Source organism: Spirosoma jeollabukense (assembly GCF_054777855.1).
Map to the genome: position 1 here is coordinate 1,033,476 of NZ_BAAHAD010000001.1, position 12,230 is coordinate 1,045,705.

The 12,230-nt window shown below is 50.5% G+C and carries 11 protein-coding genes; 4 read left to right on the forward strand and 7 right to left on the reverse strand.

Annotation, left to right across the window (positions count from 1 at the left end):
• Nucleotides 1–48 precede the first annotated feature (48 nt).
• The 4 genes from ACYVEA_RS04170 to ACYVEA_RS04185 all read right to left on the reverse strand — a co-directional run bounded on the left by ACYVEA_RS04170 (nucleotide 49) and on the right by ACYVEA_RS04185 (nucleotide 5,829).
• On the reverse strand, nucleotides 49–1,608 hold the full coding sequence (locus tag ACYVEA_RS04170) for a serine hydrolase domain-containing protein (RefSeq protein ID WP_461112069.1): 1,560 nt from the start codon (nucleotides 1,606–1,608) through the stop codon (nucleotides 49–51).
• 107 nt (nucleotides 1,609–1,715) lie between these two features.
• On the reverse strand, nucleotides 1,716–3,485 hold the full coding sequence (locus tag ACYVEA_RS04175) for an alpha-L-rhamnosidase-related protein (protein WP_461112070.1): 1,770 nt from the start codon (nucleotides 3,483–3,485) through the stop codon (nucleotides 1,716–1,718).
• An 84-nt stretch (nucleotides 3,486–3,569) separates the two neighbouring features.
• Nucleotides 3,570–4,616 carry an SO2930 family diheme c-type cytochrome gene (locus ACYVEA_RS04180; RefSeq protein ID WP_461112071.1) on the reverse strand — a complete coding sequence of 349 codons (1,047 nt, stop codon included), beginning with the start codon at nucleotides 4,614–4,616 and terminating at the stop codon, nucleotides 3,570–3,572.
• Between the two features lie 4 nt (nucleotides 4,617–4,620).
• A complete protein-coding gene (locus ACYVEA_RS04185; protein ID WP_461112072.1) occupies nucleotides 4,621–5,829 on the reverse strand; it encodes a parallel beta-helix domain-containing protein in 1,209 nt (402 codons plus the stop codon).
• A 304-nt stretch (nucleotides 5,830–6,133) separates the two neighbouring features.
• On the opposite strand from ACYVEA_RS04185, the gene ACYVEA_RS04190 reads away from it, so the two are divergent.
• Complete coding sequence (locus tag ACYVEA_RS04190) at nucleotides 6,134–8,053, forward strand: M14 family metallopeptidase (RefSeq protein WP_461112073.1); 1,920 nt, start codon at nucleotides 6,134–6,136, stop codon at nucleotides 8,051–8,053.
• Between the two features lie 133 nt (nucleotides 8,054–8,186).
• On the opposite strand, the gene ACYVEA_RS04195 is transcribed toward ACYVEA_RS04190, so the two are convergent.
• Nucleotides 8,187–8,597 (reverse strand): response regulator, encoded by a 411-nt coding sequence (locus tag ACYVEA_RS04195; protein WP_461112074.1) that lies wholly within the window; start codon nucleotides 8,595–8,597, stop codon nucleotides 8,187–8,189.
• A 108-nt stretch (nucleotides 8,598–8,705) separates the two neighbouring features.
• Between ACYVEA_RS04195 and ACYVEA_RS04200 the strand changes: the two genes are divergently transcribed.
• Nucleotides 8,706–9,170, forward strand: a complete 465-nt coding sequence (locus tag ACYVEA_RS04200; RefSeq protein ID WP_461112075.1) for a GNAT family N-acetyltransferase — start codon at nucleotides 8,706–8,708, stop codon at nucleotides 9,168–9,170.
• A 21-nt stretch (nucleotides 9,171–9,191) separates the two neighbouring features.
• Here ACYVEA_RS04200 and ACYVEA_RS04205 read toward each other — a convergent pair whose 3' ends face one another.
• Nucleotides 9,192–10,040: an SDR family NAD(P)-dependent oxidoreductase gene (locus tag ACYVEA_RS04205; RefSeq protein WP_461112076.1), complete on the reverse strand. Its 849-nt coding sequence runs from the start codon at nucleotides 10,038–10,040 to the stop codon at nucleotides 9,192–9,194.
• 292 nt (nucleotides 10,041–10,332) lie between these two features.
• Between ACYVEA_RS04205 and ACYVEA_RS04210 the strand changes: the two genes are divergently transcribed.
• Nucleotides 10,333–11,337, forward strand: a complete 1,005-nt coding sequence (locus tag ACYVEA_RS04210) for an NAD(P)/FAD-dependent oxidoreductase (protein ID WP_461112077.1) — start codon at nucleotides 10,333–10,335, stop codon at nucleotides 11,335–11,337.
• A gap of 108 nt (nucleotides 11,338–11,445) precedes the next feature.
• Entirely contained in the window at nucleotides 11,446–11,772 is a 327-nt protein-coding gene (locus ACYVEA_RS04215) for a 2Fe-2S iron-sulfur cluster-binding protein (RefSeq protein ID WP_461112078.1), read from the forward strand.
• 103 nt (nucleotides 11,773–11,875) lie between these two features.
• Here ACYVEA_RS04215 and ACYVEA_RS04220 read toward each other — a convergent pair whose 3' ends face one another.
• Entirely contained in the window at nucleotides 11,876–12,178 is a 303-nt protein-coding gene (locus ACYVEA_RS04220) for a DUF4286 family protein (RefSeq protein ID WP_461112080.1), read from the reverse strand.
• Nucleotides 12,179–12,230 lie beyond the last annotated feature (52 nt).

A 12,230-nucleotide genomic window follows, 5' to 3' on the forward strand; every position in this document is an offset into this window, starting at 1 on the left:
GATACACTAGTTTTTGTCATCATGACAAAAAAACTGATTTAAGTAAGTTTACTTGCCTGCTTCCCGAAAATCCAGTTGTTGAATTAAGGCGGGATTCTCGGGAGTTAGTGTAAAAAATACATCAATAGTCCCGGTTTCACCTTCCAGCAAAAAGTGCCCCCGTAATTGATTCTCGGGAATGAGCTCGCCAACGCGCTGAATTTTGCCGACTTTGGCGTACAAATCCTGCACGACTTTCCGACGTAACGCAACAGGTTTATCGGGAAAGAAATTCTCCGCAAAAATGCCACTTTGTTCGGCATTCGTCCAGTCGGGCAGGAGTTTTACGATTTCGGCTTTACGCTGTGTCAGGATGTTCGACGCCGGCAGTTGACGCGGCTGGAGTTTTCCAATGGCGACCAACGTATCGAGTACAGCCGCGTTGATCGCCCCCATTCCGGCGTACGTCAGATTGGCGTAGGCAATGACACCAATACCGTAATCGGTCAGAATACGCCATTGACTCCCAAAACCGGGCAGTCCACCCGTATGCCCTATGCCAATCTGCCCTTTGCAGTTTTGTCCCCATCTCAATCCGTATCCGTACCCGCTTACCTCAGGGCATAGCTCTCCTGCCGAATTTTTCGCCTGTGCCGACAAACCCGAAAGCGTCCAGGGTTTCTGCATCTCCCGTAATGAACTTCGTTTTATCGGCCCGCTGTCAGCATCTGAACGCGGTGGCCAGGCAGCCTGATGGAAGGCTACGTACTTGCTAAAATCCTCTATCGACGTAATCAGTCCACCCATTGCGCCGTAGGAACCGTCGTGCAATAACGGTTCCTCAAGCCACTTGTCCTCTTGCCATCGGTAACCCAGCGCCAGTTTTGCGGCTGGCACTTTAGTGTACTCCCACTGGGTGTCGTTCATACCCAGCGGTTTCAGGATGGTTTCGGTGATGTACTGCTGGTACGGTTTGCCCGACACTACGTTAATAATATGGCCCAGCATGGCAAACCCAAGATTGCTGTATTCATAAGCGAAGCCCGGCACATTGGAATCCGATATACCCTCTTTAATAAGTTTGAGCAGGTCAGTATCCGTATCAGCCAGTTGGCGATCCCCCCAGGGATTATCTTCGGGGAAACCGGCCGAGTGCGTCATCAGGTTACGGACCGTAATGCGGGGGGCGTCGGCGGTGAGGTATTTATGATTTTTCAGTTCCGGGATGTAGTTTTCGGCAGGATCATCGAGCCTAAGTTTGCCTTCATCGCGCAGTTTCAGAATGGCCATCGCCGTCAGACTTTTGGTCATGGACGCAATCCGAAACAGCGATTTGGCCGTTGCCGGTGTCTTTTTCACTACGTCCGTATAACCAACACCACCCGAATAAATCAGTTTTCCATCCAATACAATCCCGAACGCCACACCCGGATAATGAAATTTCTCGGCCCGTTCCCGGTAGAGTTTTTCAACGATTGGGAAGGCGGCTTCCAGCCGTTTCAGCCGGTCGGCGTCCGTGAACGTGGGCGGTTGATACATGGTTATGTGCGCTACGCTACGGCCTGGCGGAGCTGGTTGGGCAACCGCAGCGGAAGCCAGGAAAAGGAAAGCCGGGAAGAACTGTTTCATCGTAACGGTTAAATTCAGGTTGGTTTTAATCCTGCTAACTTAACAAATAACCGCACACAGTCTCTGTGAACATACTTTTTACTTGTTCTTTCGCGACGCAATCCGCATTACCGAATAATCCGAACTTCCCTAGGGCCGCTTATCTCCGACTGAATTTTACCGTTCGCCAACTTCGTATGCTTCACTTTCACCAGACCGTAGGGTGTTGGAAAACTACCTTCGGCAAAGTTCAGATCTTCCAGATGGGGCGTCACTTTGATAGCTTTACATCCCGGCTCAACTACGCTGATGCCCAATACGTGTTCTGTCAGCCAGGGCGTTGGACCGGATGCCCAACCATGCGACAGACTATGCCGAAATCCAACGTAGCAGTAGGCCCCGCAATCGCCGTGAATGTCTTTTTTACCCTCGGCCACCAGTTCGTCAATTCGCCCAGCATTCTTCACCCAATCCAGGTTGAAATCTTCCCAGAACGTAGTAGCGCCCAAGTCGAGCATGCCGCCCCAGAACTCCCGAATATTAGCTAACGCGCCTTTATAATCGCCCGCTTTAGCCTTGGCCTGTAGCATGTAATACCCATAAAATGTTGAGAAATTGTGTGCGCCGTCCACCGCCAATACGTCCCTGTTCGCTTTTTGGGCGGGTACTAAACCCGATAAGGCTAACAGAGCCGCTCCCTGTTTCGACCTGTTTGGGTCGGGTACGTACTGTTTCAGGCGAGCCACGGCTTCATCACACTTTTTTGCCGTTTCAGGATCATTCAACACACGACACAAATCGGCACCGGCTCCCAACGACAGCACCATCATCGACTGCAATCCAGCGTGAATCCCTTCAGCATTTTCGCTGGACGGCCAATCCAGAAACCGCGTCCCGTCCAGTTTTTCGCTGTTCTTCGCGTCGATTTTTTCAATAAGCAGTTTCAGTAAATCGGCCAGGTACGTTTTCTGCTGCTTCAGATACGCCAGGTTACCATTGTGCAGATACCAGTCCCGCTGAATGAGAATCCACCACATTGAATACGTACTGATGCCGTTCATCCAGCCGGGTAAGGGCGTGATGTCGCGCGCCAAATCAAGGCTTTTGGGTACTACATCATTGTAGCCAAAGACAGCGTTGATCGTCGATACTTCGGGGTGCATATCCCCCACCCACACCAGCCGGTCGCGCTTGATACCGTCCCAGAGGTAATCCTGCATGTTGAGGTGTACCGTGTAGGCACCGGTCGCCCAGATTTTATTCAACAACGTATCGCTGCTGCGAAAAGAACCGAGGTAAGGAATATCGCGGAAGGTAAAAATGGCCCGTACTTCTTTGAGCAGTAGTTCGGTATCAGCATCAACCAGGTCGATACGAACAAACCGGAAGCCTGTATTCCCGATTTCCAGCTTCCCCAGCCACGGCACCGGCACGATCATATCCCGCATAGCGTGGTCGTTGGTGGCGTTTTGTTTGGGCTCAATGTCCGACATGGCCTCGCTGGCCGACTCACCAAATCGAATCCGAACCGTGATGGGCTTGCTGACTTTCCACTGCCCTGTCACGATTTGCAGACCACCGTGGAGTTCCTTGCCAAAATCCAGCAACAGACTGGGCTTGCCAGCCGCATCGCTTTTTAACGAACAAACACCTTTCCCCGACAGATCGGCCTGTCCATTGCCGGGTTTTAGCAGTTGTTCCGCATTGATAATCGAGCCCGTGTGCCAAAGGATTTTTACGGGCGCCAAAAACCGCCGGACGGTGGCTTCCGTCTGAGCGCTTTGAGCACGCGCCTGATCAAAAATGGGCGGCAGCTGGGCTAGAGTGGATTGGCTAAAAATCAAGTATAAAAAAACAAACCCGAACGCCGGTCCAAAGCGCAAAAATGAAGAGTTCATTGGAAAAAGTATATGTAGAATCGTTTTTGATCACAGAGACAAAGCGAATTCGGCGGTATGAATTACTTGAAAGCTGTTGTGGCGCTACTTCTTTTCTTTGATCCAGGCACGTAGCAGTTCCAGGCTTTCGGTCTGGATGGTTTTGCGGCCAAGTTCGGGCATCATCTCGCCGGGGTCTGTCGAATTTAGCCGGTAAATCAGAATGGACTCATCGGGCTTGCCGGGCACAATATCGAACGGGTGCCCACCCGACCCACGTCCGGCAGCAACGGGTGTTTTCAAGACGCCTAAGGCCGTTGGATCCCTCTCCGAAACGCTTAGATTTAAGCCCGACGTCATGGCTGGCCCTTTAGGATTGTGGCAATGCGCGCAGTTGATGTCGAGCCAGGCCCGCGCCCGATCGTTGATTGTACCCGTTTCAGGTTTGTTCCAGACCGGCGTTTTAGGGCAGCTGGTCAGGGCGGGCAAGCCCGTCAGCATACCACTACGTTGCCAATGCGTCAGTTGATTTTCTGTGGCACCAGCCCCACTCCTATCGTATGCCAGATCGCCGTTAAGTTGACGTATCGACGGACCAATGGGCGTCATAACCTCATTACGATTATGGCACCCTTTGCACTGATTCAGGTTAGGAATCGAATACGAATGTTCCCGATTTTGTCCCTGCGCATCGACGTAGCGAACGGTTTTGGTATCGCCCGCGACTTCCAGCAGGGCGTCGGTCTGTTCGTCATTCCAGACGTAGTCAAACGCTTTCCAGCCTTCCGGCTGGTGCACCAGCAGCCGGGTTTCCATCAATCGACGGCCTTTGGCAGAATCCCGAAAATCGTTTGGGAAATAGAACGTTTTGATCAGCGTTGTGCCAACCGGAAAGTTAAGCACGGCCGAGTCGTTGTACGCCACCGCCTGACCAGCGGGCAATTTTACGAAGCGCAACTTCTCGGCATAATCCGAAAATAAGGGGGTATTGAGTGCGTACGGAACGACCCCAGCCGCTGGCTGCTGATCGGCCAGCTTCCCGCTAAAAAATCCATAATCAGACAGTTTTTCGGGGATAGCCGCCGTTCGCCAGCTAACCAGCGTTAGCCATAGCACGATTAGCAGCAAGCTCCAGGGCAGGTAAGTACGCATTCTTTTAACGAGCGCTCGTGACGGTTTTCAGTGGCTCCAGTTGGCAATTGAAGGGAACGGCATCGAAGGAAACGTTTTTGAATCCACGACCAGCATCGAGGTTGACGATGCTCTGGTTTTTATTGTTACGGATGCAGATGCGCTTGTCGGCCAATGGTTTACCGTCTTTATCGAACGTAGCAGGATCGGCGATGCCATCATACAGAATGTGCGGTACATCCTGACCCGTTTTCAGGATCGACTCAAAAATTTTACCGTACCGACCGCGTGAGCTGGCGGGACCGGGTTTCCGTTCGTACACGTTATCATGAATGGAAACCGCCGTCGAAAATGGGTAATACGCTTCGTCTTTAATAGGCAGTTCAGTAAGCAGGTAACTGATAATGCCCGTACTGACGCTCTGATTCCGAATAAACCGATTGTTGAACACCTCTACCCCATTCGCGGCCAGAATCAGCAACCCGGTTCCGTCGGATACACTGGCGACAATATTGCCTGCGGGTGCAAAATTGGGCAGGTTATTGTCGTGCACGTAGTTGTTGAATACCCGCACGTTCCCGCCCTGTTTCTGCACCAGATCGGGCAAATCGAAGACGAGAATACCACCCGTATTTTCGTAGGCTTCGTTGTCGAATACGTCGGCATTGCGGGAATTTTCGATCTCGATGCCCGCTACGTTGTGGTAGGCTTTGCTCTTCTTCACGACGATTCCGCGTGACTGCCCTACGTAAATACCCGCGTCGGATGCACCAATGGCGGTGCATCCGTCAATCACTACGTTGTCGCACTGCACGGGATAAAGGCCATAGCCCCCATTCTCCGCTTTGGGTGGCCCCGTCCATTCGACCTTCACATTTCGGAACGTAATGCCTTTCACGTTCATGGTTTTGATACCGTCTCCTTTTGTGTCCTGAACCGTCAGGTTTTCGATGACAATATCTTCGGCGTTGGACACGCGCAGACCTTCGGCGCCGTCGGTCTGGCCTTTAAAACTCAGAATGGTTTTGTCGATGCCCTTCCCCCGAATAACAATGCGCTTTTTGTCCTCCAGCGACAGGCTCCCACTGAACGTAAACGTCCCCTGGCCGAGGTCAACGGTGCCGCCATCCTCAACCATGATCAGCCGGGTCTGGTAGCGTTTCTGAACATCGGCCTGCGCCCAGCTTTTGGTGCCAAACAGGCAGGCGGTCAGGAGTAAGAGGTAAGGTTTCATGGATGTCTGGATTTAAGGAAATAGCGTAGTAAATATAAACCAAGTTGTGAGAATTTGTTGTAACAGTCATTTCTGTCACCAGGTCGAAACCAGGCGCAGTATCATTGTCGTGCGTCGGATTTCGGCCCGGTGAAATAAAGATTCTTCTAGCTCAAAACATTTATTTTAATTGGAAAACAAGCACTTTTCAAATAGATCCTTCGCTCGTCTCCCTGATCTACAAAATCATCAATAAATTGCCAGCGCAAAATAATCCGTTGACTAAAGTATGCTCATCTCTATTCTCTTTAGAAACCAATCGTTTATGAAACAAATCAGTACGTTAGTATGCTGTCTTCTCTGTTCATCAACCCTCTACGCCCAAAAATCTTATTACGGCACCGAAGAGAAGTGGCCGGAACAGGATACCGCCCGTAAATTCTACACCGTGAAAGGCGAGCGGCATGGCATCAGTTATTTCAAAAAACATCAGTTCAAAGATGTTCAATACCAGCCGGGCCCAACGCTCACGTTCGATACGTATCATATGCCCGATGTGATCTACAGCTGGTATCGAAAATGGGCCGAGCAGTATCCAAACCTGATTGATTTATACGAAGTTGAGAAGAGTTACGAAGGTCGGCCGATTCTGCAAATGACGCTGACGAATAAGAAAACGGGAAAACACACCGATAAACCCGCTGCGTATTTTGAAGGTGGCCGCCACAGTGGCGAAGTGACCAGTAGTGAAGCGGTTTTCTGGCTGACGAAACATCTGCTTGACAATTACGGAAAAGACCCCGTGATCACGAAATTGCTGGATACTAAATCCATTTATCTCCGGCCGGAAAACAATCCGGATGGCGCCAACTTGTATCTCTTTACGGCGCAACGCAACCGCAGTTCGCTACGTCCCCACGACGACGATCGGGACGGACTTTTTGACGAAGATTCGGAAGATGACCTCGATGGCGATGGTATCATTTACCAGATACGTAAAAAGGCAACGACCAAAGAAGAGCTGGAGAAAGCCGACTACGTACTGAACCCGAAAGACAAATCGGGTCGGCTGATGAAACGGGTCCAGCCGGGACAGGGTGATTATTTTGTGTATACCGAAGGCATTGATAATGATGGCGATGGCAAATACAACGAAGATGGCATCGGCGGTTTAGATAACCACCGTAACTATCCGGAAAACTGGCGCCCCGATCAGGGGGGCGACTTTACGGGCCGGGGCTACACGCAGGGTGGTGCCAGCGAATATCCGCTCAGCGAAACCGAAACCCGTGCCACCTACATCTGGCTGATGGGTCATCCAAATATTACGGTGGTGAACTCGATGGATACGAGCGTACCGATGCACCTTCGGCCACCGTCCACCTCGTCCAGTGCCGAGAGCATGTTCCCGCCCGATCTGGCGATCTACAAACACATGGACAGTCTGGGGCTATCGTTTACGGGCTATCCGTGGGCGGGCGATGTGTATGAAACCTACAATACCCGCAACAAAATCAACCGCTTTACGGGCGAACCGTCCAAGCCAACGCCTTTGTTCGGCCATGGTCCTGATTTTGGCTATTTCCAGTACGGGGCAGTCTGGTACGGCGATGAACTCTGGAATAACGGTGCCATGAAAGATTACGATGGCGACGGCGATCGTGACGATTATGATGGCCTGATGTGGGACGACGAAGCGAACGGCAAACGCGGCTTTAAACCGTGGGCAAAAATGACGCATCCACAGTTGGGTGCGGTAGAGATCGGAGGATTTAATCCCAAATTTTTCTCACAGAATGGTCCAGCCTGGCAATTGGAAACCTGGATTTCGAAACAGTCGATGTTCAATCTGGCGATGGCGAAAGAATTGCCGCAAATTGACTTAACCGACGTAGCGGTGAAAGCGCTGGCCAATAACGAATATGAAGTGAAAGCCACCTGGACCAACTCGGGGAAATTGCCGGTTGCTCTGGAGCAGGCAAAGCGGGTTAAGATGGTGCAGGAAGACCGCGTTACGTTAGACATCGACAAAGCCCTGTTGAAAGGGTTTAAAGAAGCTAAGGTGATGATTACCCAGCCAGAATTGGTCGACAAAACCATTTACGCGGGCTACACGAAAGTTGGCGAGAAAAAGGAAGCTATTTTCCACGTCAAACTTAACCAGCCAGGGCCCATCAAAGCTAAAGTCAAGCTGCTCTCAACACGCGGTGGCTATAAAGAAAAGGAAATCACGATTGGAAAATGATCTAAGTCGTCTGGTTATGAAGCTATAGACAGACATTTTTCTTTTATGGCGGTGAATGAACGAAGCCAACCAGGGATTGCCCAATTCCTGGTTGGCTTTACATTTTGTTTATGATGTACGCCACACGTGGAGGCTAAGCCGTAGCGGTTAATACCCATTGCTGGCTCAGGGATTGGGCCATACGGGATAAATCTTCATACGTAGTGGGCTTGGTTAAAAAGCCATTCGCTCCTGCTGTCAGGCTTTTTTGTCGGTCCGGCTCATTGGATGACGTAGTGAAAATCACCACCGGAATATGCGTAAAAGAAGGCGTACTACGTAGTTGTCGGAGTAAATCGAAGCCATTCAGCCCTGGCATATTGAGGTCTAGCAAAATCAGCTTCGGCAAGCCACCGCAATCTTTTAGTTCGGCTAAAAGCTGCTCACCATTATTAAGCGTTAACACCGTTACTGCAGGACCGATATCCTCAAATGCCGACCGAACAAAAAGACGATCATCTTCGTCGTCGTCAACAAACCAAACTGCGGGAACCTTTATCGGCATAGAAGAATAGAAAACTGGCTGAACTGCCTGCATGAGTAACCACCTAACGTGAGTGGGTGTTTGGAAAAGAATTGACTATAAATTAGCTGGGCAAATGATACCAAAACTATGCTCCAGGAACTTACTTTCCGACTTGCCACTAAAGACGACCTCGTTGCCATCGTCCGGATGCTGTCAGACGATACGCTTGGTGCGTCACGGGAAAAGTTTGACGAGGTTCTTCCCGAAAACTACGTAGCGGCCTTTGCGCGAATTGAGCAAGATCCGAATCAGGAATTAACCGTTGTTGAAATGAACGGTGAACTGGTGGCGACATTTCAGCTAACCTTCATCCAATACCTAACATATCAGGGAGGGTTGCGGGCGCAAATGGAGGCTGTACGCACAAATTCAGCGTATCGTGGGCAAGGCATTGGCACCAAAGTATTTGCCTATGCTATTAACCGGGCCCGGGAAAAAGGTTGTCATTTACTGCAGCTCACGTCGGACAAACGGCGACCCGACGCCATTCGGTTTTATGAATCGCTGGGGTTTACGGCGACTCACGAAGGTATGAAACTCAAACTGGATTGAACGCCGGTACAGCTAATTGGATTACACGTAGGTTAAACTCTTCTGCCAGAGCCAGTCAGCGTTCGCGTCGGTAACGTCCCGGTTAGTGGTTGATTTGGGACGACTGTCGGCAAAATAACCACCGTCATTTTGCTCTCCAATGGCTTTGAGGGGTGCCGACGCCAGAAAAACCGTGGTTTTCGCGCCATCTTCCGGCGTACGCATAAATGGAGTTGCCAGCCACAGCATCTTGCCGAAAAAACCCGGCGCATCACCGCCAAAATTAGTCTTAACTACCCCAGGATGAACAGCATACGCCCGAATGCCCGTACCGGCAAATTGCCGGGCGGCTCCTTTAGCGAATAACAGATTGGCCAGTTTATCATCTCCATACGCCGAAAGCAGGGATAAATCGGTAATGCGTCGAAAAAAGCGGGCTTTACTACCCAAAGCATGCGCAGCCGAGGATAGACTGATAATACGTACATCGCCAGTTTTGTCGGCTGTCTTTTTCAATAAATCGGTCAGGTAGTACGTCAGCCGAAAATGACCAATGTGGCTGGCATAGAACGACTTTTCGATCCCGTCTTTTGTAAAGTCAAGCGTCGAAGGCGTATATCCAGCGTTATTAATGAGCACATCTAACGCTGAATAATGGGTCGTAATATAATCGGCTACCTGACGTATCGACTCAGCATCACCAAGGTCAGCGATCACCAGATCAACCCGAACAGCAGGGTTTTCCTGCTGCACCTCAGCCTGAGCAACCTGCCCTTTCTGCTGATTGCGGCATAATAGTATCAGGTCAAACGAGCGGCTGGCAAGTGCCCTGGCCGTAGCCAGCCCCAAACCTGAATTGGCTCCCGTAATCAGAGCGATTTTATTGTTCATCTGGTAAATTGATTATAATCACCCTGATCACTTATCCGTAATCGCGATCCTAATGTCATGGGGCGCTACTTCGTCGCCACCAAAATACGGGTAAAGCAAATAACGTTGCGTGCTTTCGATGGATGTACAACTACAGGCAATAACGGTTTGTTGCTCCTTGAAGGTGAACTCGTAGTTCCCACCTATTCCATTTGCTTATCCCTCATTCCGATTTATGATGAGTATGGCCACAGCCAGGCCCCTACATTTGTGACGTACTGTGATGCGCTAGTTGTGTCATGGCTACCCCCACATGATAACAACAGATATTTGCATAATTGGCGCGGGTCCAGTGGGCCTGTTCGCCGTTTTTGAAGCCGGTTTATTGAAAATGCGGTGCCATCTGATCGATGCTCTGCCACAAGTTGGTGGACAGCTTTCGGAGATTTATCCACAGAAGCCGATTTATGACATTCCCGGTTATCCGTCTATAAATGCCCAAACGTTGGTGGATAACTTGATGGAGCAGATTACCTCCTTTAATCCGGGCTTTACGCTGGGCGAGCGCGTGGAAGAACTGGATCGGCAGGACGACGGTTCCTATATCGTTACAACGAACGACGGAACAGCCGTTCACTGCCAGGTGGTGGTTATTGCCGGAGGACTCGGCTGTTTTGAACCCCGCAAACCAGAAATCATTAACCTGGAACGCTTTGAAGGGAAAGGCGTTGCGTATATGGTCAAAAATCCTGAGCAGCTACGCGACCGCCGGGTGGTGCTGGCCGGGGGTGGCGACTCGGCCCTGGACTGGACCATTTTCCTGGCCGACGTAGCAAAAGAAGTAACGCTCGTCCATCGGAGTGATACGTTCCGGGGCGCTCCCGATTCGGCCGAGAAAGTATTCAACCTCGCGAATCAGGGTCGGGTGAATCTGGTGCTGCAATCGACGATTACCAGTATCAACGGGAATGGACATCTGAACGAGGTCGTCATTACGGCGAAAGATAAAACGGTAACCACGCTGCCCGCCGATCACCTGATTCCGCTCTTCGGCCTGACGCCAAAACTCGGCCCCATCGCCGACTGGGGCCTGAGTATCGACAAATCAGCCATCAGCGTCAACACAACGGATTACTCGACCAACGTTGAACGCGTTTACGCCATTGGCGATATCAATACGTATCCGGGCAAGCTGAAGCTGATTCTCTGCGGCTTTCACGAAGCAGCCCTGATGTGCCAAAGTGCGTTTCACTACGTTCACCCCGACCAGAAACTGAGTTTCAAATACACGACCGTTAACGGGGTTCCCACTTTTTAAAAATAAGTCGATAGTTGTTAGTCAATAGTCAGCAGTGGTGGATGCGATTATACTGCTTCGCGTCAGCCACTAAAGACTATCAACTGACGACTGCTGACTACATTTCCTATGATCGCATTCACCATTGAAGACCGAAACGGCGAGCGGCAGCCGATAGAAATACCGGAGGGCATTAACCTGAGCCTGATGGAAGTTTTGAAAGCTTCGGAGTATGATATCCTGGCGACCTGCGGAGGCATGGCCCTCTGTGCGACCTGCCACGTACAGGTACTCGACGGACTCGATTCATTGCCCGCTGCTCAGGATGCCGAACTCGATATGCTGGACACTTTACCCGACGCCAATTTTGACAGCCGACTGGCGTGCCAGATTCGGGTCGAAGAATCGCTGGAAGGCGCTATTTTTAGAATCAAAGGGGAACCGGGATTTATTTGATTTTATTGATTACTATGATTTTGCTTTCGCTTGCATAACCCGGATAATCAAAATCATGTCAATCAATTTAATCAGATAAATCCCGCCGGGCTGCCGTTGCAGTTCAGACCTCTTCAAGCAACGTATCGAAGGAGATGAACTGATTTCCGAAACGATGTTCAATCCGTTTACGCAAGCCATCGGCGTGGATTTCCAGATAGGTGTTGTAGTCCTCTAGTGTATTGAAATCCAGTTGAAAGGAATAGGTCACGCCACCATTATCAAGCTCGGTCAATAGGCGAAGAATGCGGTAGCTAATGGGTAATCCGGTCGCTACGGCTGCGGGCACAAAAAAGCGCTTCATCCACCGAAGCCAGTCATCAGCGATCTCGCTGGCAACGCTATACGTTGTATTGTAAAGAATCATAAGGACTCAACACCTGATTGGCAATGTAAGTTGGCTATTTGGTTGTTTCTTT